General features: G+C 33.0%; 28 protein-coding genes. 14 read left to right on the top strand and 14 right to left on the bottom strand.

All coding sequences use genetic code 11. From position 1 onward, the window contains the following. Nucleotides 1-28 precede the first annotated feature (28 nt). The gene (locus B2741_RS11025; RefSeq protein ID WP_026726242.1) at nt 29-379 is read left to right on the top strand and encodes a 4Fe-4S dicluster domain-containing protein; all 351 of its coding nucleotides are present in this window, start codon (nt 29-31) and stop codon (nt 377-379) included. Between the two features lie 136 nt (nt 380-515). Beyond that, nucleotides 516-1,706 (top strand): hypothetical protein, encoded by a 1,191-nt coding sequence (locus B2741_RS11020; RefSeq protein WP_291138813.1) that lies wholly within the window; start codon nt 516-518, stop codon nt 1,704-1,706. A 49-nt stretch (nt 1,707-1,755) separates the two neighbouring features. Here the strand turns inward: B2741_RS11020 and B2741_RS11015 are convergent, their stop codons facing one another. Then, entirely contained in the window at nt 1,756-2,292 is a 537-nt protein-coding gene (locus B2741_RS11015) for a hypothetical protein (protein WP_291138811.1), read from the bottom strand. 204 nt (nt 2,293-2,496) lie between these two features. On the opposite strand from B2741_RS11015, the gene ychF reads away from it, so the two are divergent. From ychF to B2741_RS10965, 10 genes are all read left to right on the top strand, one after another. Further along, entirely contained in the window at nt 2,497-3,591 is a 1,095-nt protein-coding gene (gene ychF / locus B2741_RS11010) for a redox-regulated ATPase YchF (protein WP_262319193.1), read from the top strand. Between the two features lie 2 nt (nt 3,592-3,593). Beyond that, nucleotides 3,594-4,244: a porin family protein gene (locus tag B2741_RS11005; RefSeq protein WP_291138808.1), complete on the top strand. Its 651-nt coding sequence runs from the start codon at nt 3,594-3,596 to the stop codon at nt 4,242-4,244. Between the two features lie 105 nt (nt 4,245-4,349). Next, entirely contained in the window at nt 4,350-5,015 is a 666-nt protein-coding gene (locus B2741_RS11000) for a hypothetical protein (RefSeq protein WP_291138807.1), read from the top strand. A gap of 6 nt (nt 5,016-5,021) precedes the next feature. Beyond that, nucleotides 5,022-5,567: a hypothetical protein gene (locus tag B2741_RS10995; RefSeq protein ID WP_291138805.1), complete on the top strand. Its 546-nt coding sequence runs from the start codon at nt 5,022-5,024 to the stop codon at nt 5,565-5,567. Between the two features lie 131 nt (nt 5,568-5,698). Continuing rightward, nucleotides 5,699-7,552 (top strand): DNA topoisomerase IV subunit B, encoded by a 1,854-nt coding sequence (locus B2741_RS10990; protein ID WP_291138803.1) that lies wholly within the window; start codon nt 5,699-5,701, stop codon nt 7,550-7,552. 78 nt (nt 7,553-7,630) lie between these two features. Beyond that, nucleotides 7,631-8,005 (top strand): GxxExxY protein, encoded by a 375-nt coding sequence (locus tag B2741_RS10985; RefSeq protein ID WP_291138801.1) that lies wholly within the window; start codon nt 7,631-7,633, stop codon nt 8,003-8,005. A 49-nt stretch (nt 8,006-8,054) separates the two neighbouring features. Next, a complete protein-coding gene (locus B2741_RS10980) occupies nt 8,055-10,769 on the top strand; it encodes a DNA gyrase/topoisomerase IV subunit A (RefSeq protein WP_291138799.1) in 2,715 nt (904 codons plus the stop codon). A 61-nt stretch (nt 10,770-10,830) separates the two neighbouring features. Further along, nucleotides 10,831-11,850, top strand: a complete 1,020-nt coding sequence (locus B2741_RS10975; protein WP_291138797.1) for an SPFH domain-containing protein — start codon at nt 10,831-10,833, stop codon at nt 11,848-11,850. Then, nucleotides 11,847-12,785, top strand: coding sequence for a sugar kinase (locus tag B2741_RS10970; RefSeq protein ID WP_291138795.1), 939 nt, complete (start codon nt 11,847-11,849; stop codon nt 12,783-12,785). Before B2741_RS10975 ends, B2741_RS10970 begins: the two co-directional genes overlap by 4 nt. A gap of 75 nt (nt 12,786-12,860) precedes the next feature. Beyond that, nucleotides 12,861-14,534: a formate--tetrahydrofolate ligase gene (locus B2741_RS10965; RefSeq protein WP_291138793.1), complete on the top strand. Its 1,674-nt coding sequence runs from the start codon at nt 12,861-12,863 to the stop codon at nt 14,532-14,534. Between the two features lie 66 nt (nt 14,535-14,600). On the opposite strand, the gene B2741_RS10960 is transcribed toward B2741_RS10965, so the two are convergent. From B2741_RS10960 to B2741_RS10925, 8 genes are all read right to left on the bottom strand, one after another. Continuing rightward, on the bottom strand, nt 14,601-15,371 hold the full coding sequence (locus tag B2741_RS10960) for a TerC family protein (protein WP_291138791.1): 771 nt from the start codon (nt 15,369-15,371) through the stop codon (nt 14,601-14,603). Nucleotides 15,372-15,404: 33 nt separating this feature from the next. Further along, nucleotides 15,405-15,791 carry a DNA topoisomerase IV gene (locus B2741_RS10955; RefSeq protein ID WP_133607770.1) on the bottom strand — a complete coding sequence of 129 codons (387 nt, stop codon included), beginning with the start codon at nt 15,789-15,791 and terminating at the stop codon, nt 15,405-15,407. 18 nt (nt 15,792-15,809) lie between these two features. Further along, complete coding sequence (locus B2741_RS10950) at nt 15,810-16,046, bottom strand: DUF6095 family protein (RefSeq protein WP_291138789.1); 237 nt, start codon at nt 16,044-16,046, stop codon at nt 15,810-15,812. Beyond that, nucleotides 16,046-16,513 carry a hypothetical protein gene (locus B2741_RS10945; protein WP_291138787.1) on the bottom strand — a complete coding sequence of 156 codons (468 nt, stop codon included), beginning with the start codon at nt 16,511-16,513 and terminating at the stop codon, nt 16,046-16,048. The genes B2741_RS10950 and B2741_RS10945 overlap by 1 nt, the downstream gene beginning before the upstream one ends. A gap of 8 nt (nt 16,514-16,521) precedes the next feature. Then, nucleotides 16,522-17,340, bottom strand: a complete 819-nt coding sequence (murQ, locus tag B2741_RS10940; protein ID WP_291138785.1) for an N-acetylmuramic acid 6-phosphate etherase — start codon at nt 17,338-17,340, stop codon at nt 16,522-16,524. A 4-nt stretch (nt 17,341-17,344) separates the two neighbouring features. Further along, nucleotides 17,345-17,725, bottom strand: coding sequence for a PH domain-containing protein (locus B2741_RS10935; RefSeq protein ID WP_153208188.1), 381 nt, complete (start codon nt 17,723-17,725; stop codon nt 17,345-17,347). Between the two features lie 66 nt (nt 17,726-17,791). Then, the gene (locus B2741_RS10930; RefSeq protein ID WP_264550065.1) at nt 17,792-18,526 is read right to left on the bottom strand and encodes a ZIP family metal transporter; all 735 of its coding nucleotides are present in this window, start codon (nt 18,524-18,526) and stop codon (nt 17,792-17,794) included. Then, entirely contained in the window at nt 18,526-19,269 is a 744-nt protein-coding gene (locus B2741_RS10925) for an SAM-dependent methyltransferase (RefSeq protein ID WP_291138782.1), read from the bottom strand. Before B2741_RS10925 ends, B2741_RS10930 begins: the two co-directional genes overlap by 1 nt. Before the next feature lie 110 nt (nt 19,270-19,379). Between B2741_RS10925 and B2741_RS10920 the strand changes: the two genes are divergently transcribed. After that, complete coding sequence (locus B2741_RS10920) at nt 19,380-20,543, top strand: THUMP domain-containing class I SAM-dependent RNA methyltransferase (RefSeq protein ID WP_291138780.1); 1,164 nt, start codon at nt 19,380-19,382, stop codon at nt 20,541-20,543. A gap of 120 nt (nt 20,544-20,663) precedes the next feature. Beyond that, on the top strand, nt 20,664-20,897 hold the full coding sequence (locus tag B2741_RS10915) for a hypothetical protein (protein ID WP_133607754.1): 234 nt from the start codon (nt 20,664-20,666) through the stop codon (nt 20,895-20,897). A gap of 139 nt (nt 20,898-21,036) precedes the next feature. Here B2741_RS10915 and B2741_RS10910 read toward each other — a convergent pair whose 3' ends face one another. The 5 genes from B2741_RS10910 to rlmD form a co-directional block, all read right to left on the bottom strand. Beyond that, entirely contained in the window at nt 21,037-21,717 is a 681-nt protein-coding gene (locus B2741_RS10910; RefSeq protein ID WP_291138777.1) for a hypothetical protein, read from the bottom strand. Nucleotides 21,718-21,875: 158 nt separating this feature from the next. Next, nucleotides 21,876-22,622, bottom strand: a complete 747-nt coding sequence (locus B2741_RS10905) for a hypothetical protein (RefSeq protein WP_291138775.1) — start codon at nt 22,620-22,622, stop codon at nt 21,876-21,878. Between the two features lie 145 nt (nt 22,623-22,767). Beyond that, nucleotides 22,768-23,475: a DUF6048 family protein gene (locus tag B2741_RS10900; protein WP_290821614.1), complete on the bottom strand. Its 708-nt coding sequence runs from the start codon at nt 23,473-23,475 to the stop codon at nt 22,768-22,770. Further along, nucleotides 23,456-23,959, bottom strand: a complete 504-nt coding sequence (locus B2741_RS10895; protein ID WP_291138773.1) for a DUF6452 family protein — start codon at nt 23,957-23,959, stop codon at nt 23,456-23,458. Before B2741_RS10895 ends, B2741_RS10900 begins: the two co-directional genes overlap by 20 nt. A 3-nt stretch (nt 23,960-23,962) precedes the next feature. Further along, the gene (gene rlmD, locus B2741_RS10890) at nt 23,963-25,375 is read right to left on the bottom strand and encodes a 23S rRNA (uracil(1939)-C(5))-methyltransferase RlmD (protein ID WP_291138771.1); all 1,413 of its coding nucleotides are present in this window, start codon (nt 25,373-25,375) and stop codon (nt 23,963-23,965) included. Between the last annotated feature and the right edge of the window lie 17 nt (nt 25,376-25,392).

Raw genomic sequence — 25,392 nt, 5'->3', positions numbered from 1 at the left:
ATTCTAATTTCTAAATACAAAAGCAAACATGGCAATTATAATAACAGACGAATGTATCAACTGCGGGGCTTGCGAGCCAGAATGTCCGAATACAGCAATTTATGAAGGTGCTGATGATTGGAGATGGAAAGATGGTACAAAATTAAGTGGTAAAGTAATTTTACCTGATGGAACAGAAGTGGATTCAGATGCTGCTCAAACACCAATTTCTGATGATATTTATTACATTGTGCCAGGAAAATGTACTGAATGTAAAGGTTTTCATGAAGAGCCACAATGTGCTGCCGTTTGTCCAGTAGATTGTTGTGTGCCAGATGATAATCATGTGGAAAGCGAAGAAACTTTGTTGAACAGACAATCGTTTTTACATAACGAATAAATAATTTTCAAGTAATATAAAAAAGAGAATTTTCATTTGAAGGTTCTCTTTTTTGTTTTTAAAAGCTTTAGAAACTTCACTAAATAAGAGTTTTATAATTATTTTTTTGCTATATTTGATTGATAATCTGAAATTTATGATAAAAAAACTTACTTTTTTATTATGTTTTTTCACTACTATAGTCTTTTCGCAAAACCTTGAATTTACGGTAATTGTAAAAGATTTCGATACCGATTTGCCTATTGATGAAGTAACCATCACAGCTCTCAGAACTCGTCAAGGTTTTTTAACAAATAAAGAAGGTAAAGTAATAGTAAGTCTTACCAGATCTTCTGATTTAGAATTAGTTCACTCCACTTATAAAACGATTGTTGTAAAATTTTCTACATTAAACAAAAAGGAAAATGTAGTGTATATGGAACCTAATACGCAGCAATTAGAAGAATATATCATTACTAAAGATCATCCGCAAGAAATTTTAAAGCGATTAATTGAAAATTCGCGTAACAAAATGACAATTCCTGTCAATTTAAAAGTTTATTTACATGAGTTTTACAAGCGAGATAATCAAATTGTTTTTTTTAATGACGGATTAATTAATTTTCAAATTTTAGGCAATTCGAAAAGCATTAAAACGGATATTTTAATAGAACAAAACAGAGCAATAGGTGTTTTAGATGGTGATATTGATGCTGATGTTTTAGGATATGATTTGAATAATATTATCGAAAATTATTACCAATTCAAATATTTAGATGAAGTATTGGATTCAAAGGCAAAAAAACTTTATGATTTTTCTGTAAAAACCTATCCTTCTAATGAAGATTATTTGGTAATTAAAATTGTTCCGTTTTCTGAATCTAAAGGAATTCTATCTGATTTTTTAGTAGTGTATGATAGTAATAAAAAAATAATATTAGAAGTAAGTTCTTATGTAACTCCAGATCGACTTTTGGCTTATAAAGAAAGCATGTTTGCTAGTAGAAAAGTGTATAAATTAGAGTTTAAAAATACATTTCGATTAGTAGGTGATTTCTATTATTTAGCGAATTCGAAAGAAGTAATTGGTTTTGAAAAATACTATAAAAAGAAATCAAGAAGAATTGAAGTTAAAAATCATATGGTTGTTACTGATTTTGATAAAAAAACATTTGAATACAGCGATAGAAATGTTTTCAAAGACAAGTCATTGATTAATAAAAAGACTTTATTTTTTACGAATTATTGGGATGTAGAATCGGGTTTCGTTTCAACAGATGAAGAAAAAATGATAATTGAAAGGTTATCGAAAGGTGATGAATCTGATAAAGATGAAACCGAAGAATAAAAAAAGCCCTAAATTTCTCTAGGACTTTTTTGAAGTAAAAACTTTAAATTTATTTACTTACATTATATTTTTCGTAAGAAACAGTATCCGTTTTTGGATCATAAGTTTCTAAAATTAAATTTCCCTCTACATCAAAATAGCCAATTGCAATTTTGTTTTTATTGCGATAAATAAAACTATTAGTTGATGTTTTACGCAAAAAAGCTTCTTCTTTTTTATCTTCAGATAAAATTCGGTAACCTCTACTGTCTAAAGCAACATTATATTTTTTGCCATTCAATAAATAATAAGAAGAACGATCAATATCTACAGTTCTAGTAGAACCATCAGGATTAGTTATTGTAGTTGTAGATTTAACCATGACAGCAGAATCTTTTAAATCCATATTAATATTTTTTGGATTTTGTTCTTTCAATTCAATATTTTGAACTTCGCGAGTGTTTTCTTTTTTTACATACGTTTTTTCGCCTTTAGAATCTACAACTGTTGTAGTTGTAGTTTTCGTTTCGTCTTTTACGTTTTTGTTCTGACTGTTTATAGTGCCTGTTGCGCATATAAATAAAATTCCAAATAGGATTGATTTCATAATGTATAATGTTAAAAATTAATAAGTTATAAAGATAAATTTCTTCTTCTCTCTTGTGTTACATCTGAAATTGATAATGTTATATATTTTCCACTTTTATCTTTATTCAGTTTCAGTGCTTTAAAGTTAATTTTGCTTGGGCTCAAACTTTGTGGCTTTCCAACTTTTAAACTATATTTGCACACTTTTAAAAATACATTCATAATGAAAGCAGGAATTGTAGGATTGCCAAATGTTGGAAAATCAACTTTATTTAATTGTTTGTCAAACGCTAAAGCGCAAAGTGCAAACTTTCCGTTTTGTACTATTGAGCCAAATATTGGTGTAGTAAACGTTCCAGATCCACGTATTGCTCGTTTAGAGGAATTGGTTAAACCAGAGCGTGTTCAAATGGCAACTGTTGATATCGTAGATATTGCAGGTTTAGTAAAAGGAGCAAGTAAAGGAGAAGGTTTAGGAAATCAATTCTTAGGAAACATTAGAGAATGTAACGCAATTATTCACGTTTTACGTTGTTTTGATAACGATAATATCGTACACGTTGATGGTAATGTAAATCCAATTCGCGATAAAGAAACAATCGATATCGAATTGCAATTAAAAGACTTAGAAACAGTTGAAAAACGTTTGGAAAAAACCAATCGTGCAGCAAAAACTGGAAATAAAGAAGCACAAGCTGAAAAAGCGTTGTTAGATAGAATTCGTGAAACATTATTAGCTGGAAAATCGGCTCGTACAGTAATTCCTCAAAATCAAGATGAAGTTGATATGATGGAAGAATTCCAATTAATCACTACAAAACCAGTTTTATATGTTTGTAATGTTGACGAAGCTTCGGCAGTAAATGGAAACAAATATGTAGACCAAGTTCGTGAATTAGTAAAAGACGAACAAGCAGAAGTAATCATTCTTTCAGTAGGAGCAGAAGCCGATATTACCGAATTAGAAAGCTACGAAGAGCGTCAAGTATTCTTAGAAGATATGGGATTAACTGAGCCAGGTTCGGCAGTGTTAATTCGTGCAGCTTACAAATTATTAAAATTACAAACGTATTTTACAGCAGGTGTTAAAGAAGTTCGTGCTTGGACTATCAACATCGGAGATACAGCACCAAAAGCAGCTGGAGTAATCCACACCGATTTTGAAAAAGGATTCATCCGTGCAGAAGTTATTGCATTTGAAGATTTCTCAAACTACGGTTCAGAAGCTAAAGTAAAAGAAGCAGGAAAATTAAGAGTAGAAGGTAAAGAATACATTGTAAAAGATGGCGATGTAATGCACTTTAGATTTAATGTGTAAATATGAAGAAATTATTTTTTGTAATTATTTTTATTTGCTTTCCATTATTATTAGTAGCTCAAGATAAAATTAAATTTGGAGTTAATGGAGGTTTAAATTATGCTAGTCTTCGAGGAAATGATTTGGCTGAAGATTTAGATCCAGGGATTTCTTATTTACTGGGAGTTTCCGCTGAATATTTCATAAAAGAAAACTTGTCAATTTCAGCTAATTTAAACTATGAAAATAAGACGGCTAAAGATAATGGAAATATTTATCTTCTTGATGAATATGGATTTCCTTCAATGATTAAAAGTGATTCTAAATCTATATACAACTATTTAGTGTTGCCCGTTTATGTGAATTATTATTTTGGTAAAAAAGACGATTTCTATGTTAATGGAGGTGTGTTTTTAGGTTATTTGTTAAATTCTAAGCTTACTTCCAAAAAGTTTAATGATAGTACAAATACAACAGATATGAATAAGAAAATTGATGCAGGATTGGTTTTTGGATTTGGAAAATTATTTAAACTGAATGACAAAAATGAATTAAAATTAGAGATTAGAGAAAATTTGGGTTTGGTAAATACAAGCGATGTTGATGTTTATGGCGATGGAACAATAAAAACAAATTCACTTAATTTAATTTTAAATTGGAATTTCAATTTATAACTAATATTCAGAACCGAGCTAAAGAAAATAAACAAAAACCGCTGAAGCAATTCAGCGGTTTTTTTGTGGCACAACATTTGTATTTGCAAAACAAAACAAACTATCATGAAAAAACATCTTATTCTAGCCTCATTTGCTTTGGCTATGGTTTCCTGTAAAGATTCAGGATTGAACAACAGTTTTATTTATTTTTCTGAAGCCCAACCCACAAATGTGGATGAGATAACAGCATTTCCAAAAAAGTTTGTTAGAACGTATACAATGGATTATTCACATCGTTTAGTAGTGCAACCCAAATGCGCTTATATTCTAGAAATAGAAACTTTAACCGCTTTAAAATCAGAATTAGATTCTATTCCAGATTTTGAATTGCGAAACAATCAAGTTTACGATAAATCAGAAAATAAAGCCTATAAAACGTTTATTAAAGGTGATACGATTGCTTTTGAAATAGAACGTTTGGATACTATTTTTTCTTTTGCCGAAAACGAAATCGCTAAAGAATATAAATCTTCGTTAGTTTTAAATAAGGAAGTAGATGGTAAATATCAAACGAGTATTTTAAAATTATCCACTATTGGAGCAAAACACATCCAACTCGGAACCAAAAAAGATTTTACAAAGTTAAAGGCTGAATTAAAAATTCCCTTTGTAACCGAAATGAAAGAAAACGACACGCTTCACGTAGTTTTAACACCTACTCGTGCCGATTTTAGAAAGCTATTACGAAAAGAAGGTTTTGAGTACGAAAGCAATTACTTGTTTAAATAAAAGGTTATGAAAATCATCAAAAAATATAAGTTAAGAATTCTTTCAATTCTATCTCTTTTATTCTTGTTTTTGCCATTCGTAAAGCAATGTGAAATGAATGATAATGCTCCTGAAGAGACTGAATTTGTTGAGCGCTTTGTAGAAGTGAATAAAATGGAAATAATCTATGATAGTTTATCTGATTTGGAATTTTACTTTACTGAAGAAAGTGAAAGTGTAATTGATTTGTGTTTTCAATCTAGGTTTATTTTTGAATCAGAATCGCCCAAAAAAGCATTCAATTTTATGGAGTTTTTGATAATCTCATCAATTTTTTTGTCAATTTTTTTAGTAATATTTTCATTTTTGGGTGTTTTTTTAATATTCTTAAGTAGAGATAGATTTTTATCGAAATTATATCTATTAAACACTTTCTTCGTTGTATTAATTTTGTTTGCTAATTGTTATGTTTTTATTGATAGAATCGGTCAAATAAAAATTGGTTTTTATTTATTATTAATTACAAATTTTTACCTTTTCCGTCATTTCAGGAAATTAAAGATTGATAAATAATTTATCTTTTCTCTTTCCTCTTTTGTTCTTGAACTTGCCCTTGTCAACCACAATTTGTCAATAACTTCTCGGTTTCTGGCTTCCAATCTTTGGAGATATGTGCTATATTGCACAAAATCCAAATTCTGTCTATGTTAGAGCAAAATCAATATACCGAAGACAATATACGTTCCCTCGATTGGAAAGAACACATTCGTATGCGTCCCGGTATGTATATCGGAAAACTAGGTGATGGTTCTTCGCCCGATGATGGTATTTATATTTTATTAAAAGAAGTATTGGATAACTGTATCGATGAATTTGTCATGGGTGCCGGAAAAACCATCGAGGTTACCATCAAAGACAAACTCGTTACGGTGCGCGATTATGGTCGAGGTATTCCGTTAGGAAAAGTCGTTGATGTAGTTTCCAAGATGAATACGGGTGGAAAATACGATTCCAAAGCCTTCAAAAAATCAGTAGGTTTAAATGGTGTCGGAACAAAAGCTGTAAATGCACTTTCCAATTATTTCCGAGTAGAATCGGTACGTGATAACCAACAAAAAGCAGCGGAATTCTCTGCCGGAAATCTAACCTTAGAAGAAGATGTTCAAGAAACAACCAAGCGTAAAGGAACCAAAGTTTCGTTTATTGCTGATGAGGCGATTTTCAAGAACTACAAATATCGAAATGAGTACATCATCAAGATGCTCAAAAATTACTGTTATCTAAATACGGGATTAACCATTTATTACAATGGCGAAAAGTATTTTTCTGATAACGGTTTAAAAGATTTATTAGAAGAAGCCATTCACGAAGACGATATGGTGTATCCAACGATTCATTTGTTGGGCGACGATATTGAAGTAGCTATCACTCATAGTAAATCACAATATTCAGAAGAATATCATTCGTTTGTCAACGGACAAAATACTACGCAAGGAGGAACGCATTTAGGTGCTTTTCGTGAAGCAATTGTAAAAACCATCAAAGAGTTTTACAACAAGCCTTTTGAAGCTTCCGATATTCGTAAATCGATTGTTTCTGCAGTTTCGGTTAAAGTAGAAGAACCGGTTTTCGAATCGCAAACCAAAACCAAATTAGGTTCTACCGATATTGGTCCGAATGGGCCATCGGTTCGTTCGTTTGTGAATGATTTCATCAAAACGAAGTTAGATAATTTTTTACATAAAAATCCAGAAGTTGCCGATGCCTTATTGCGAAAGATTTTACAAGCGGAGCGCGAACGTAAGGAACTTTCAGGAATTAGAAAATTAGCCAAAGACCGCGCAAAAAAAGCCAGTCTGCATAATAAAAAATTACGCGATTGTCGTGTGCATTTAACCGATGCTAAAAACCCAAGAAGTTTAGAAAGTACGCTTTTTATTACTGAGGGAGATTCGGCTTCGGGTTCGATTACAAAGAGTCGTGATGTGAATACACAAGCAGTGTTCAGTTTACGTGGTAAGCCTTTGAACTCGTATGGAATGACTAAGAAAATTGTGTACGAAAACGAAGAATTCAATTTATTGCAAGCAGCATTAAACATCGAAGAAGACATGGGCGATTTGCGTTACAACAATATCGTAATTGCAACCGATGCCGATGTCGATGGAATGCACATTCGCTTGTTGTTGATTACGTTTTTCTTACAGTTTTTCCCTGAGTTGATTAAAGACGGACATTTGTATATTTTACAAACGCCTTTGTTCCGTGTGCGAAATAAAAAAGAAACGATTTATTGCTACAGCGAAGAAGAACGCGTAAACGCCATTGAAAAACTAAAGCCAAAACCAGAAATCACCCGATTCAAAGGATTAGGAGAAATTTCGCCAGATGAGTTCAAGCACTTCATCGGGCAAGACATTCGATTAGATCCTGTGATGTTAGATAAAGCCACTTCTATTGAAACCTTGTTAGAGTTCTACATGGGTAAAAATACCCCAGACCGACAAGAGTTTATCATTAACAATTTGAAAGTGGAGTTGGATGTAGTGGAGAAGTAGTTATTTGGAGCACAAAGTTTCTCAAAGTTTAACACAAAGTCACACCAAGATATATTAAACATTGTGATAGAAAAAGATATGACTGAAGAAAATGAAATTAGCCGAATCATTTTGGATTGTGCCTACAAAGTTCATACAAAGTTAGGTTCAGGATTGTTGGAAAAAGTGTATAGAGAATGTTTAGCCTATGAATTAACGAAGTGCGGATTAGAAGTTAAACAAGAGAAAGCATTTCCAGTTGTTTATGAAGATATTAAAATGGATTGTGGTTACAGGGTTGATATAATTGTAAATAATAAAGTTATTGTTGAATTGAAAGTAGTTGAAGAGTTTACATTAGAGCATACAGCGCAATGTTTAACTTATATGAGACTTTCGGAATGTAGATTAGGTTTACTTTTAAATTTTTATAAAAAATCATTAAAAGACGGAATTAAAAGATTAATATTATAACATTGTGAAACTTAGTGAAAAACTTTGAGTAACATAGTGCTACAAAAATATGAAAGACGAAGAAGAAGATAACATCATTCCAAACGAAGACGAAAATTTCGACAATCAAGACAATTCTACTAACGAGGAAGGTTTTGACGATATTCGTGTTTCAACGGGACATCATTTTTACGAAAACAACGAAAACCCAGAAGACACCATTACCAAAGTTACAGGAATGTACAAAGATTGGTTTTTGGACTATGCTTCTTATGTAATTCTAGAACGTGCAGTTCCAGCGATTGAAGACGGTTTTAAACCGGTGCAACGTCGTATTATGCACTCCATGAAAGAGTTAGATGATGGTCGTTACAATAAAGTAGCCAATATCGTTGGGCACACCATGCAGTATCACCCTCACGGAGATGCAAGTATTGGTGACGCCATGGTGCAAATTGGTCAAAAAGACCTAATCATCGACATGCAAGGAAACTGGGGAAATATCTTAACAGGAGATAGTGCCGCTGCTTCCCGATACATCGAAGCCCGAATTTCAAAATTTGGTCACGATGTGTTGTATTCGCCAAAAATCACCGAATGGGGAATGTCATATGATGGTCGTCGTGCCGAACCAATTAATCTTCCAGTAAAGTTTCCATTGCTGTTAGCTCAAGGTGCTGAAGGTATTGCCGTAGGTTTATCGACCAAAGTGTTGCCACACAATTTTAACGAATTAATAGATTCGTCTATCAAAATATTAAAAGGGAAACCTTTTACCTTATTTCCTGATTTTCCAACCGCAGGTATTGCTGATGTTTCCAATTATAATGATGGATTACGTGGTGGACGTGTGCGTGTGCGTGCAAAAATTGGGCAGTTAGACAAACAAACGTTGGTGATTACCCAAATTCCGTTTTCAACCAATACGTCTACGTTGATTGATAGTATTTTGAAAGCCAACGAAAAAGGGAAAATCAAAATCAAGAAAATTGAGGACAATACGGCTGCTGAGGTTGAAATTTTAATTCATTTACCAGCTGGTGTTTCACCCGATAAAACTATTGATGCGTTGTATGCATTCACAGCTTGCGAAACTTCGGTGGCGCCTTTAGGCTGTGTGATTGCAAATCATAAACCGTTGTTTATTGGGGTTTCTGATATGTTGAAAATTTCGACCAATAGAACAGTTGATTTGCTCAAACGCGAATTGGAAATTCAGTTGGACGAATTAGAAAATAAATGGCATTTCTCAACGTTAGAAAAGATTTTCATTCGTGAAGAAATGTATATTGACTTCAAATTGTATTCCGACAGAGAATCGTTGTACAAATATATGTATGACCGATTTGAGCCGTTTTTAAAATCATTTGTTCGTGAAATTAACGACGATGATTTGCAAAAATTGACGCAAATTCCAATGATTCGTATTACACGTTTCGACTCGGATAAAGCGGATGAAGTGATTTCGAAATTGGAAGCCGAAATGGAACAAGTGAAGTATCATTTAGACCATATTATTGATTATACAATTGATTTCTTCCAAAAACTAAAAGATAAATACGGAAAAGGGCGCGAACGTCAAACCGAATTAAGAAGTTTTGATAATATTGAAGCTACGAAAGTAGTTTTGAGAAATACAAAACTATATGTGAACAAAGAAGAAGGTTTCTTCGGAACCGGTTTAAAGAAAGATGAATACGTTGCTGATTGTTCAGATATCGACGATGTAATTGTATTCCTTCGCGATGGAAAAATGATGGTTTCCAAAGTAGATGATAAAAAATTCGTTGGAAAAGACATTATTCACATCGCTGTTTTTGATAAAAACGACAAACGAACCATTTACAACATGATGTATCGTGATGGTAAAAACGGTTCGACTTTCATCAAACGTTTCAATGTTTCGGGTGTGACTCGTGATAAATTTTACGATTTAACACAAGAAAAACCAGGTTCAATGGTATCGTATTTCTCAGCCAATCCAAACGGAGAAGCCGAAGTAGTTACGATTTTATTACGCCAAGTAGGAAGCGTGAAAAAACTGAAATGGGATGTAGATTTCTCAGATATTGCAATCAAAGGAAGAGCTTCTCGTGGCAATACGGTGACCAAATATCCAATCAAAAAAATCGAGTTAAAAGAGAAAGGAATTTCGACTTTACGACCAAGAAAAGTTTGGTTTGACGATACGGTACAACGCTTAAATGTAGATGGAAGAGGAGAGTTGTTAGGCGAATTCCGTCCAAATGATCGTTTGTTGATTGTGAACCAATCCGGAAAATTGAAAACCATTATTCCAGAATTAACAACGCATTTCGACGAAGATATGATTGTGTTGGAAAAATGGAATCCAAATAAACCGGTTTCGTGTATTTATTACTGTGGCGAAAAAGATAGATACTTTGTAAAACGTTTCTTAGTTGAAAACGAAAATAAAGAGGAAATTTTCATTACCGAACACGAAAAATCCCAATTAGAAATTGTTTCTACTGATTGGCGTCCGGTTGCTGAAGTCATTTTTGCCAAAGTAAAAGGAGTTCAAAAAGAAAATCAAATTGTTGATTTAGAACAATTTATTGCGGTAAAAGGAATAAAAGCTTTGGGTAACCAATTAACTACTGACAAGCTGAAACAAATCAATTTGTTAGATCCATTACCTTATGAAGAAATTTTGGAAGAACCTGAAGGGCAACCAGAAGCTACTGATGAAAGTGAAGGCGCGGATATAACCGATTTCAACATAGAATTAGATGACGACGGACAGATAACATTGTCTTTAGAATAAAAGTAAAACTCAATTTACAAGTTTTTTATAACCTTGTAGGTTTAAAAAAAATATAAATAAAATGTTCGGAATAAAGCATATAAAATTTGATTCGATGACTTATGTTCTTCATTACGTAAATGGAAACATAAAAAGAGAAGGTCGAGGCCTTTCATTTTTCTATTTTTCTCCAAATAGTTCCATTGTTGCAATTCCGATGGGAAGTAACGATTTACCATTCATTTTTAGTGAAACTACAAATGATTACCAATCGGTTTCTATTCAAGGACAAATAAGTTATAAAATTGAAAATCCAAAAACATTATCAGATAATTTAGATTTCACAGTTTCAGATGATGGTTTCTACAAGAAAAATGACATTGAAAAATTGAATCAAAGAATTATAAATGAAGCTCAAACTGCTACAGCGTCTTTCATACATGGGATTTCTCTAAAAGACGCTATTCGTTCAGCAAAAAAAATTGAAGCTAATATTTTGGAAGGATTGAAAAATTCTCAAGCAATTAATATGCTTGGAATTGAAATATTAAGTGCTAGTATTTTGTCTATTCAAGCTTCACCAGAAATGTCCAGAGCTTTGGAGACAGAAACTAGAGAAAAACTTCAGCAAGAAGCAGATCAAGCCATTTATGAGCGTAGAAATTTTGCTGTAGAACAAGAAAGAAAAATTAAAGAGTCTGAATTAAATACTGAAATTGCGGTTGAAGAAAAGCAAAAGCAAATTGAGGAAAAGAAAATGGAATCGGAGGTTCAAAGAGCAGAAAATGATAGAAAATTACGTGAAATGCAACTTGATGCAGATATAGCAGTTGAAAATCAAAGAAAGCAATTAATTGAGCAAAGAACTGCAAATGATAAAAAAGAAGCAGAAACTCAAGGATATGTAATCGACACAACTTTGAAACCTTATAAGGACATTGATTGGAAAATATTAACTGCTCTTAATAATAATCCTGATCCAAAATTCAATATTTCATTAGCATTTAGACAATTAGCAGAAAATGCGGATAAGATAGGTAATTTGAATATTAGTCCTGAATTATTAGAATCCATTTTGAACGACAAGAGTAGTAAAAAATGAGTGTAGAATATGCAATCATTGTTAAAAATAAAACACGTCTTGAAACATTAATTGAGCGATTTAATACAAGAGATCAGGCAAAATTTTACATTGAACGTCTTGGTGGAAATTTTGAAGATTATGTTGTTGAGCATGATGTTTTTCATCATTCGTTAGAAAAAATTCAAAAGCAACTCGCTACAACTCTAAAGAATAAAGTGGTTGAGAGAACTTTTTTACCAAATTATATTTTTTCTGAAAAGAATGTAATTGTTGTTATTGGTCAAGACGGTCTTGTGGCTAATACAGCTAAATATTCAAAAGGAGTTCCAATGATTGCTGTTAACCCTGATGTCTCAAGATATGATGGTGTTTTGTTGCCTTTTGATTCGGTAAATTTTATTTACGGAGTTGAAAGTGTTTTAAATAATACTTTTAACTATAAAACAATGCGATTTGCTGAAGCATCACTTAATGATGGACAAAAAATATTAGCTTTTAACGATTTGTTTATTGGTTCATCTTCACATGTTTCAGCTAGATATAAAATTTCATATAACAATTTAACGGAAGAACATTCTTCAAGTGGTGTATTAATTTCAACTCAAGCAGGTTCAACGGGATGGCTAAGCTCTGTATTCAATATGGCTTATGGAGTAGCCGGTTTGTTTGAAAAAAATATAAAATTAAAGCGTCCAAAATTGAAAGATGATGATTTGATATTTACGGTTAGAGAACCTTTTCAAAGTATAAAAACACAAATTGGATTAACTGCAGGTTTATTTAAAGGACAGAATAGTTTAGTAATAGAATCACTTATGCCAAATAATGGTGTTATTTTTAGTGATGGTATTGAAAACGATTTTTTGAAGTTTAATAGTGGAACTATAGCGACAATTGGATTAGCAAATGAAACTGCAAAACTTGTTATGAATGATGGAAGTAATAAAATATGATTTTTATTGACATTTGTCATTTTAACTACACTACTAAATACTTAATTTTAAACTCAAATCATAACACAACAACTAATGTCAACATTTCCATCAGACATTGAAATTGCTCAAAATGCAACGATGTCTCACATAAAACAAATCGCTAAAAAAATCAATATTGAAGAAGACGATTTAGAATATTATGGCAAGTACAAAGCCAAATTACCTTTACACTTACAACAAGAAAATCCTAAGGGGAAACTAATTTTAGTTTCTGCCATGTCACCAACCAAATATGGTGAAGGGAAAACCACCATGTCAATTGGTTTAACCGACGGTTTGAATTATATCGGTAAAAAAGCAATTGCTGTTTTACGCGAGCCTTCATTAGGTCCTGTTTTCGGTTTAAAAGGTGGAGCAGCTGGTGGCGGTTATGTTCAGGTGTTGCCGATGGAAGATATTAATTTGCATTTTACTGGCGATTTTTCGGCAATTGAAAAAGCGAATAATTTACTTTCTGCAGTCATTGATAACAATTTACAAAACACGAAATATTCATTAAATCTCGACCCAAAATCAATCGCGTGGAAACGTGTGATGGACATGAACGACCGTTCACTACGTCAGATTATTATTGGAGTAGGAGCAAAAGCTAATGGAACCATGCGTGAAGATGGTTTCAATATTACGCCTGCTTCGGAAGTGATGGCAATTTTATGTTTGGCAAAAGATTTAGAAGATTTGAAATTCCGTTTAGGAAATATATTCGTTGGGAAAACGTTAGAAGGAAAAGCTATTTTCGCTAGAGATTTGAATGTAGTAGGAGCGATGGCAACTTTATTAAAAGATGCGATTAAGCCGAACTTAGTACAAACCATCGACGGAAATCCAGCAATTTTACATGGCGGACCGTTTGCAAGTATTGCACAAGGAACTAACACAGCAATTGCAACCAAAATGGGATTATCTCTTGGTGATTACGTTGTAACAGAAGCTGGTTTTGGTGCTGATTTAGGAGCCGAAAAGTTTCTACACATAAAATGCGAACAAAGTGGTTTAAAACCTCATGCAGTGGTTTTAGTGGCAACAATTAGAGCGATTAAACATCATGCGGGATTAGTAGCAGAAGATTTCAAAACTGAAAATGTAAGCGCGATTGAAAAAGGTTTCTGTAATTTAGAAAAGCATATCGAAAACATTCAAAAATTTGGCATTAATCCAGTGGTTTGTGTGAATGCTTTCCCAGATGATACACAAGCTGAATATGATAAATTGAAAGCATTGTGTGCTACTAAAGGAGTTACAGCAATTGTAAGCACAGCTTTTGTTCATGGAGGAAAAGGTTCGGCGGAAGTGGCTGAAAAAGTGGTAGAAGAAATTAATAAAGGAAATGCCAATTACAAACCTTTATATCAACCTTCAGACAGTATTGAGCATAAAATTAATGTAGTTGCTAAAGAAATTTATGGAGCGAATTCAGTAGAGTTTTCTCCAAAATCAAAATCACAATTAAAAATGATTAACGATTTAGGTTTTAGTCATTTTTCGGTTTGTATGGCTAAAACACCAGCTAGCTTTTCAGACAATGAAAAGTTAATTGGTCGCCCAACGAATTTTGATATTACGGTTCGTGAATTTGAAATTGCAAGTGGCGCTGGATTTATTGTACCGCTTTTAGGTGAAGTAATGCGAATGCCAGGTTTACCAGCTGTTCCAAATGCAGAACGAATTGATATTGATAATAACGGTGTGATCACAGGATTATCTTAATACATATATTTTATAAATAAAAATGTCCCGATATTATCGGGACATTTTTATGTAATATTTTTATAATTAATTTTTCTTACGCATTTTCATATTGATGAATTCAACTCCTAGCGAGAAAGCAATTGCAAAATACAAATAGCCTTTTGGAACAGCGCCTACATGTTGTCCTGCTAATTCAGCGTGTGATAAGTGCATACTTTCTGTAATTAGCATGAATCCAATTAAGATTAAGAAGGCTAAACCTAGTATTTGAATCGAAGGATTTGCATTTACGAAATTCCCAACAGGAACTGCAAATAGCATCATAACTCCCACAGAAATTACTACTGCTGTAATCATAATTACTAATGCACCTTCAATGCCGTTGGTCATACCTACCGCAGTTAATATACTATCTACAGAGAAAATAATGTCGATTAATAAAATTTGACCAATAACGCTTCCAAATGATTTGGTTGCCGAAGTTTTTAGTTCTTTTTCTTCTTCGCCTTTGTGGTCAACTTTTTCGTGGATTTCTTTGGTACTCTTGTAAATTAAAAACAAACCTCCTAGTAATAAGATTAAGGCTTGACCTGTAATATCAGCTGAAAACCATCCGAAATCAAAGCTAAACCATGGCGCTTTCATTGCAATTAAAATCGTAATTCCGAAAAGTAATGCGATACGCATGAACATAGCTAGGAATAATCCAATTCGGGTTGCTCTTTTACGTTTTTCTTGAGGTAATTTTCCGGTAACAATCGAAATAAAAATGATGTTATCGATACCTAAAATGATTTCCAAGAAGGTTAAAGTTAAAAGTGCTATCCAAGCATCTGGGTTTAAGAAAACTTCCATTTATTTAGTGTTTTAAATTGTGTTTTACGTTGGTTACTTCAGTTTTGTTACAGTGCCGCGTTGTTTTTTTGAATCGCCAACAAAAGAATATTCAAAAGTGTATGAATCTGAGTCAGTTGTCAAAATTTTCATTTGAACTGGTTTTTTCTCTTCTCGGTTTTTTGGATTCGTATTTTGAATAATGTATTCGCAATCATTAGTCCATCTAACTTTAAAAGTGTCTATTTTTCCTTCGTAGCTTTCTATCTGAATCGAATCGTTTCGTTCAAAAGTACTGGTGTATTTTTTACCTTCAATTTCAGTTTCGGATGTAAATTTACCAGTTTTAAAATCAGTACAATTGCGTTCTTGATTGTAGCAAGAAGTTAGCAATGTAAGTAGTAATAAACTACAAATAGAATATTGTATTTTGAATTTCATATTTGATTTTTGAATTTGTTATTGCCCTTGTTTATCTCCATCAAACATACTTTTTACCAAGGTAGTAATGCCTTTAAAAATTAAAAACATAGCCGCTAGAGCAATTATGATTCCTAATCCTAAAACATAAGGATATAATGGGCTTTCTTGATTTTTAAAAGCACTGTTTATAATTACTGGACCTAGAAATAATAAAGGCAAAGCACCTGAAAGATATTTTACTCCTTTTGCTAATATGTTTTTATCAGTTGCCATTAGAAATTAATTCGAAGTCCAACTCCATTAGAATTATTCACAATATTTAGTTCAAAATTATCGCCTAACGTTTTATTTTGCTCTTTTAATCCAGCATTATAAATATCAACACTTTCTTGCACCATTTTCTTTCTTCCTGATAAAATTGGGATCGAAACAGCCATTAATCCAACACCGGCATATGTAATTACTGTTGGGTATTTTTTATCGTCTGATGTTAATCCCATTACTAAATCGGCAACAGTTCCTCCAATTCCTAATCCTAAAATAAAGCCTCCAATGGATTCTTTCGATTTTGCTTTTTTGAATAAATGCAATGCTTTTAAATCGGTTTTCATTAGGTTCTTGGTTTCAAATGAAGATAATTGCTCTCCATCTTGAAATATTTTACCATCTGTGTACTCTAATTTTTGAGCGAAAGATATCGAAAAACCAAATACTGCTATGATTAAAAAGAATTGTTTCATGATATATTTTATTTGTTGTTATTATAAAAATCAACTGCGTTTCTAACACTTCCGTGCGTTTGTAATAATTGATTGGCTTCTTCATAACTTACTGGAATTTCCTCCATAATCATTCTCGTTCCTCTATCAATTAATTTGGTGTTGCTCAATTGCATATCGACCATTTTATTGCCTTTTACCTTACCCAACTGAATCATAGTTGCAGTCGAAATCATATTCAAAACCAACTTCTGAGCCGTTCCTGCTTTCATACGAGAACTTCCCGTTACAAATTCAGGTCCAACTACTACATCAATCGGGAATTTAGCAGTTTTGGATAATGGACTTTCCGCATTGCAACTGATACTTCCTGTGCTGATGTTATTTTGATTGCACATTTCTAATCCACCAATTACATAAGGTGTTGTTCCTGAAGCTGCAATTCCAACTACAACATCATTTTCGTTGATATTCCATTGTTGTAATTCTTTCCACGCTTGTTCTCTGTCGTCTTCGGCAAATTCTACTGCTTTTCTAATGGCTGTATCGCCACCCGCAATAATTCCAATTACCAAATCAAACGGAACGCCAAAAGTAGGCGGACATTCCGATGCATCAACAATTCCTAAACGTCCCGAAGTTCCTGCTCCAATGTAAAATAAACGACCGCCATGTTTCATTTTAGAAACGATTTCAGTCACTAAAGTTTCAATTTGAGGCAAAGCTTTTTCTACGGCTAACGGTACGGTTTTATCTTCATTGTTGATATTCGTCAACAAATCAGTGACCGACATTTTTTCTAAATGTTCGTATTTGGAAGCTTGTTCAGTGGTTTTAGTAAAGTTCATGCGATTATTTTAAAACATGATGGGCTAAAACATTTTGCACATCATACACATTAACTGATTTATTAAATTGTTTCACGATACTCGGATTAGCTTCACTAGAAACCCAAATTTTCAATTCGGCTTCTAAGTCAAAAGTGCCTGCCGTTTCAACGCTGAAACGTGAAATGCTTTTGTAAGTAATGGATTTATATTCTATTTTACTACCTGTAATTCCTTGTTTTTCAATTAGAATTAAACGTTTGTTAGTGAAAATAAAAGTATCGCGAATTAGTTTGAAACCCAATTCGATTTCTTCACCCGTGATTAATAATTTGCCATAATCTTTCACTAAAGTTTCTTGATTTACAGCACCTGCATTGCCAAGTAGCGCAGAAAATAATCCCATATTAATTGTTTTAAATGTTCTTCAAATTTAACTAAAAACTACTTATGTTTTAAGCCTTTTAAATTTTTAATGCGAATGCCCCATTTCGATGATGTAAGCCAAAACAAAACCAAATACAATCATGGTAATCTTTGCCAAATTGAATTTGTGTCCTTCGTTACTTTCAAAAATGATTGTAGACGAAATGTGAAATAAAATTCCCACTACAACCGCCGAAATTTCCTTTGAGTAATGTTGGGCAAAATGCATTTGTTCCGCTAATAAAGTTCCTAGTGGAGTCATTAATGCGAAAGAAAACATAAAAGCAAAAATCATTAGTTTATTCATCTTCGCATTTACGAAAAACAAGGTCAAAATAATAGCAATAGGGAAGTGGTGTACTGCAATTCCATAGGCTAAATTGTTGTTTTCGTGAATTGGAAAACCTTCTAACAAGGCATGAATACACAAACTAATAAACAACAACCACGGAATGTGATGTAATTCGTTATGCTCGTCGGTGTGTACGTGAACGTGACCGTGTTCAGCGCCTTTTGAGAAAAATTCTAGTAAAATTTGGAACAAAATTCCTATCATAATGAAAACACCAACTGGTAAAGTTGCATGCGCTTCTTCGCCTTCATGAACGTGATTGTGACCTTCGCTAAATAATTCGGGAAGTAAGTGCAAAACCGTTAACGAAAGTAAAAACGCACCACTGAACGCTAACAATAATTTGATGTTTTTTTTCTTTTGTGGTTTTAAAAACAAAGCGATTAAAAACCCTAAAATAACGGCTGAAAAGGTGATGATATATTGCATTATTTAAAAATCATAATTAAACGTTCGGATTGTGTTTTAAAGAATTTTCGCAATTTATAATCGCCAAAAATATCCAAAAGATAAATGCCGGCTTCTTCCATGATTTTTTCGAAATTTTCTAAGCTAAGTGCTTGTACTTTTTCGGTGAAATGAAACTTTTCGCCTTTATCTTCGAAATCAATTTCTTTATAAATATGTCCGTCTTTCAAATAGCGTTTGATATGAAAATCTATTCCGTCAACTGATTTTACTTCATCGGCTACCAAATTTTCCAAAACATAATCCACATTCATAAAATCGATTACTGCAAAACCTGTTTCGGTTAAACTGTTGTGAATGGCTTTGATGGTTTTATAATTGTCGGCATCGTCTTCAAAATAGCCAAAACTGGTGAATAAATTGAAAATCGCATCGTACTTTTCGTTACACGTTTCGCGCATATCGTGCACTTTGAAATGCAGTTTTTCATTCGCAAATTCAGAGGCTTCCTTAATACTATTTTCAGATAAATCAGCACCCGTAACATCAAAGCCAAGGGAATTTAAATAAATCGCATGACGTCCTTTTCCGCAAGCTAAGTCTAAGATTTTAGCGTCTTCTGGAAGGTTTAAGTAGTGCGTTAAATTGTCCATTAACAATTGCGCTTCTTCGTCGTTGCGTTCCTTGTATAAAATGTGATAATATTCGGTATCAAACCAAGATTCGAACCAATTTTCTGATACAGGCTTTTGAATTTCTGACATTTATTCTTTTTCTGGCAAATTAATCTTGCAAATTTAATGTATTTTTGCACAAGAATACCCTAATTATTACGATTGCAATTGATTTTTGCAATTGAACTTGAAATTGAAGAATGGAAAATTTTAAAATGACCGCCAAAACCTTCTTTGGTTTTGAAGAAATATTAGCAAGAGAACTACAAATTCTTGGTGCGCAACAAGTTGAAATCGGTACGCGTGTAGTGAGTTTTAAAGGAGATAAAGGATTTATGTACAAAGCCAATTTGGCACTTCGTACAGCTTTAAAAATCTTAAAACCTATAAAAACGTTTAAAGCGCATAATGACAAAGCGTTGTATGAAGGCATTAGAGCGATTGATTGGTCGGATTACTTAACGGAACACAATACGTTTTTAGTAGAAACAACGTTGCATTCTGAAAACTTCAATCACAGTCAGTTTGTGGCTTTGAAAACCAAAGATGCGATTGTGGATCAATTTAGAGATTTGAACGGAAAACGTCCAAGTATCGATAAAGACTTCCCAGATTTACAAATTCACGTGCATATTGATAGAGATAATGTAACGGTTTCATTAGATTCTTCAGGCGCTTCGTTGCACCATAGAGGGTATCGAACGGCTACGAATATTGCGCCTATCAACGAAGTTTTAGCAGCAGGAATGTTGATTTTAGCTGGTTGGGAAGGAAAAAGTCATTTTTTAGATCCAATGTGTGGTTCGGGAACTATTTTAGCCGAAGCTGCGATGATTGCTTGTAATGTTCCAGCGAATATTAATCGTAAGGAATTTGGTTTTGAGAAATGGAAAGATTGGGATGCAGAATTGTTTGATAACATTATGGAATCGTTATTAAAGAAAACACGCGAATTTCATTATACGATTACGGGTTATGACAAAGCGCCAAGTGCGGTTTCAAAAGCAAAAGATAACGTTAGAAATGCCAATTTAGACGAATACATCACAATTTCAAATGAAAACTTCTTTGATTCTAAAAAAGAAACCGAAGGACCATTGCACATGGTGTTCAATCCGCCTTATGGTGAGCGTTTGGATATTGATATGGAACGTTTTTACAGAGAAATTGGTGACACTTTAAAACAAAATTATCCAAATACGAACGCTTGGTTTATTACTGCCAATTTAGAAGCTTTGAAATTCGTAGGCTTGAAACCAAGTAGAAAAATTAAACTTTTCAATGGTAAGTTAGAAGCACGTTTGGTGAAATACGAAATGTACGAAGGCAGCAAGAAAGGAAAGTATATGAATACTGAAGAGTAACATTTTTTGTCAAGCTGAACTCGTTTCAGCTTCTCCAGATAGATTCTGAAACGAGTTCAGAATGACAGATACGTTTTCAATTCAACAATTTATCAGTTCAACAATTAAACATTATAAACAATGAATAAAAAAGTAAAATCATTCTTATATAACTTCTTAGGATTTGTGGTGATTTATTTACCAACATTATATTTAGTGGATGAATTCACGCATTTGAATGGACTTTGGATACCAATGACCGCTTTTATGGTAGCTTTAATTTTAGCTCCTAAATTTCAAGCGATTAAAACCCACAATGGTGAGAAAATCTACATGAAGTGGTTTTTTATAAAAGGTGTGAAAGAAATAGAATAAGAAAATCCCGAGTGTGAGCTCGGGATTTTTTTATACTTTAAAAATGGCGAGTATCCATAAACAGCTTTTTAGATTGGGTTTTAACTGTTTGGCTATGTGCAGTGTCGTCGGTCATTGGTAAAGGTTTTGTTGTATGCAGTTATTCTTCTTTTATTATATTTTGCAAGTGATTGTATACTAATATTTGGAACTCTTTGTCTTTGGGTGCTATTTCCTTATATCTCTCGAGTCTTTCAGCATTCATTTCTTTCAGAATGTTAGTTTTTTTCTCTAATAATTCTTTATACTTGGCAACCTGTTGATCAAGAGGTGTAGTGCTTCGCATACTTTCAACTTCAAAAAACCAATATTCTAATTCCCCAATCTTCTTTTCAATCATATGCTGAAGTTCTAGAGTTTTAATCTTGAGTTCTTTGAGTAATTCATCAATTTCCTCATTATTAACAAAGACTTCTTTTCTACCATCGGCAATCTCATATTTAAATTTTGCATCATTGAGTCGATGCTCATAATCTTTCAGTTTTTCTTTATTTTCTTCATTTATTCCACCAAAGTATGTGTCAAGTATTGTATTCAACCAATAGTTGTACTTTTCATAATGGTTTACCAACGCATTTCTTTCTTCGGTTTTTAAACTCAGTTTAGATTGGGTTGTGAAATGAATTTGGTTTTTTACAGTTTCTACAAGTTTTGTGATATCTTGAATATCTTCCTTGGTAGCAAGATTTTTTCCTTTTTCCTGAAAGTAAGATTTAAAAAGTGCTAAGTATAATCCAATTATGACAAGAATTATTTCTAATATTATTTGTGCTATTTCCATTGTTTATTTAATTACACACAACGTCCCGTCGCTTCTCGTCAGTTGCGAACTTCGGAACCGATTATTTTCTATCAAAGATAAAATTTCTTGCGAAACGTAAACGTGAATTTACTACAAAATTCGCAATCTTGCCAAACTCCTGTTATTTCTAGATTTTATTAATTCTTCAAATAAATTAAGTCATAACTATACTCAAAAGTATTTCCAAATATATCTTCGTAGTCAATTGTGATTTTCGAGTCTTTTAGTAGATCTCTACAACCAGACTGATATTCAGTAAATGCTTTGTTCACAATATTATTTTCAGGATATAATTTGAAAATTTTTTTTGATGAGCCAGGGGAAAGTACGTGTGTTGGTGCTGAATTGAAGTAGAAAATTATATCATCTTCGGGCTCCGCATCAGTTTCTACCAAAGGTGTTAGAAATTCGGAAAAGTTTGGGTAATATATACCTTTATGAAATATTTTTATTTTGTTGACAATTAGAGTGCCAGTTCCATTGTTCATCAATTCAACTTTAGTCAATTCAGGAAAACGTGTAAGATTAAAATAAGGAACTGGTTTGTTTTGCAGTTCAATTAACTCCTTTTCTCTTTTAAATCTTTCTACATCATGTGTAATATTTTCTTTATGTAGTTCTTTTTCTGAATCGTGAATTCTAGCTGCAATTCTTAAAGATATATAAATACTAATTAACGAGAATATTACAGCAATCAAGCTAAAAATTGTACCTACAACTCCTCCAATAAAATCTCCAAAAGTTCCCCAATCTGCTTTACTGTCTGACAAGCCATATCGAAAATTCCAAAAATACATGGCAATCGGAATTACTGCAATAACTCCTGATATGACAGCAGTTGTAATAGTAAAGTATTTTACTCGTTTTTTGTCAATTATTTCCATTACTCATATTTAATTTGTGGATAACTTGTCTATATCCTCAAGTATTGTTGAGGATTATTTTGTTAAATTCAAATATAATAAAATAGTTACAACATTATAAATATCACTCACAAAAAAAAGCGTCACTTTCGTAACGCTTCGTATATTATTTTTTCTCAGTTGTAGTTTTGTTTTTCTTGTAAATCGGTATGAAATAACTTAGAGAGTAATTAAAACCGGCTCCAAATTTTCCGTCATACGTTCGGTTGTATCCTGGTATGAAAAGGTTGTCAAAATTATCTGGTTTTTTGTTGGAAACCAAATAGTTCAATCGTACCGAAAAACCCATATAAAGGTTATTAAATAACTCAGCTTTGATACCACCTACAACTTCTAACCAACTTGCATTTAAGCCATCAAATTCTGCTCCTGAAATTATGGTGTTTTCTCCGTAATAGTTTGTTGGGTCATAAATGGTGTAGCTGTTTAAGGTTTGGCTAAAACTACTAACTCCGTAGCGCATTCCGGCGTAAATCATGTTTTCCATGTCGAGCCAGTTTTCAAACGAATTGTAATCAAAACCTACTTTAAAATACGTTCCTTTTGTAGTGAAGTTCAAACGGTCGTCGTCAACGGTTTTGTCTTCGTTTCCAATTTCTCCTGCTAGGTAAAAACGCTTGCTTAAACGATAATCTCCAACTACTTCAAAACCTCTGTAGTCTTTTTCGTAAAACGAACGCGCTATTTTGTGTAAATCAACGCCCACGCGCAAACCATAGCGTTCAGGATACATAACTTTTGCGGTGTCTTTGGTTTGTGCATTTCCTAATAACGAAATACAAACCAAGCTCAGACTAAAAATAAATCTTAACATGTACTTCATTTTCGGTTTCAATATTAGGTTGCATTACTTCAATGTTTTGAATCCAGTTGTTGCCATCAGCAGTTAATTCAATTGGATTGATATCATTTAAATAAAATAGTGTTTTATAGCCACAAGCACGAGAAACATATTCATTGATTCTTTCATAGTTAAAAGTAATCGCATCAATATTATCATTTGCAGTATCAGTGTCACTTCCGTTTTGGATAAAATTCAAAGTAGTAATATTAGCCGTAGTTCGCAATGGAACTTGAATTTTAGAAACGCCATTAAAAGGAATACCTTCTGTAAAAGTAGGTTCAATTACACCTAAATTCGTAACACTTTTTAAAACGGTAGGATTAGCAGCGTCGTAAAACTCAATAATTAATCGAGGTGTTACGGGCGTTCCTTCGGCACAAATATCATCTTTTTCGCAGTTCCAAAACGAAACGGCTAAAAGCAATGATAGGGTTATAAAAACTATTTTTTTCATAATTTATCTTTTTTCTAAAAGAACCACGTTTTCCACATGATGCGTTTGCGGAAACATATCCACAGGACGCACACGAACTACTTTGTATTTCTCGTCCATCAAAGCCAAATCACGGGCTTGTGTTGCCGAATTACAGCTTACATACACAATTTTTGGTACATCAGTTTTTAATAACATCTCTACCACATCTTTGTGCATTCCGTCTCTTGGCGGGTCAGTAATAATAACATCGGGTTGTCCGTGTTGGTTGATGAATTCGTCATTGAAAACGTTTTTCATATCACCTACATAAAACTCACAATTTGTAATGTTATTGCGTTCGGCGTTAGCTTTTGCATCAATAATCGCTTCTGGAACAGCTTCAACACCAATTACTTTTTTCGCTTTTTTCGATACGAATTGCGCAATAGTTCCAGTTCCTGTATACAAATCGTAAACGGTTTCATTTCCTGTTAAACCAGCAAATTCTCTAGTAATTTTGTACAATTCATACGCTTGATCTGAATTGGTTTGATAGAAAGATTTTGCATTAATACTAAAATGCAAACCTTCCATTTCTTCCAAGATATAATCACGACCTTTGAATAAAATAATATCTTGATCATACAACGTATCATTCAACTTTTGATTGATAACATATTGTAACGAAGTTATTTGAGGAAAACGTTCTGCCAAGAAATTCATCATCAATTCGATTCCGTTTTTATCGTTTTCATAAAACTGAATCAACACCATAAGTTCTCCGGTTGAAGCTGTACGAATCATTAATGTTCGCAACAAACCTTCCACAGCTCTAGCATTAAAGAACGTAAGATTGTTTTCGTTTGCAAAACGTTTGATTTCGTTACGAATCTCATTTGATGGATCTTCTTGTAAATGACATTTTTCAATATCTAAAATCTTATCCCACATTCTTGGAATATGAAATCCTAATGCATTTTTATTATCAAATTCAGTTCCCGATTGAATTTCCGCATCGGTCATCCAACGTGCATTCGAGAAACCAAATTCCATTTTATTTCTATAAAACAATTGCTTTTCCGAACCTAAAATCGGCTCGAATTCTGGTAATTCAATTTTACCAATACGTTTCAAATTATTAAATACTTCCTGATTTTTATAGTACAATTGTTGGCTGTACTTCATGTTTTGCCATTTGCAACCACCACAAGCACCAAAATGCTCGCAAACCGGTTCAATTCTATGTTCTGAAAATTCGTGGATTTTTATAGCTTTACCTTCGTAGTAGGCTTTTCTTTTCTTCATGGTTTGTACGTCTACCACATCGCCTGGCACTACATTTGGAAGAAATATTACTTTACCATCAGGAGCTTTAGCTACCGATACACCTTTTGCACCTGCATCAAGGATTTTTACGTTTTCGAATACGATTTTGTCTGTTTTCTTTTTTCCCATGAGGCAAAAATAAGATA

Origin of the sequence: Flavobacterium sp. UBA7663 (assembly GCF_002483315.1) — a bacterium.
In the GTDB taxonomy this organism is placed as follows: Bacteria; Bacteroidota; Bacteroidia; order Flavobacteriales; family Flavobacteriaceae; genus Flavobacterium.
The sequence above is the reverse complement of the archived record's forward strand: the minus strand, read 5'-3'. Positions and strand labels throughout refer to the sequence as shown.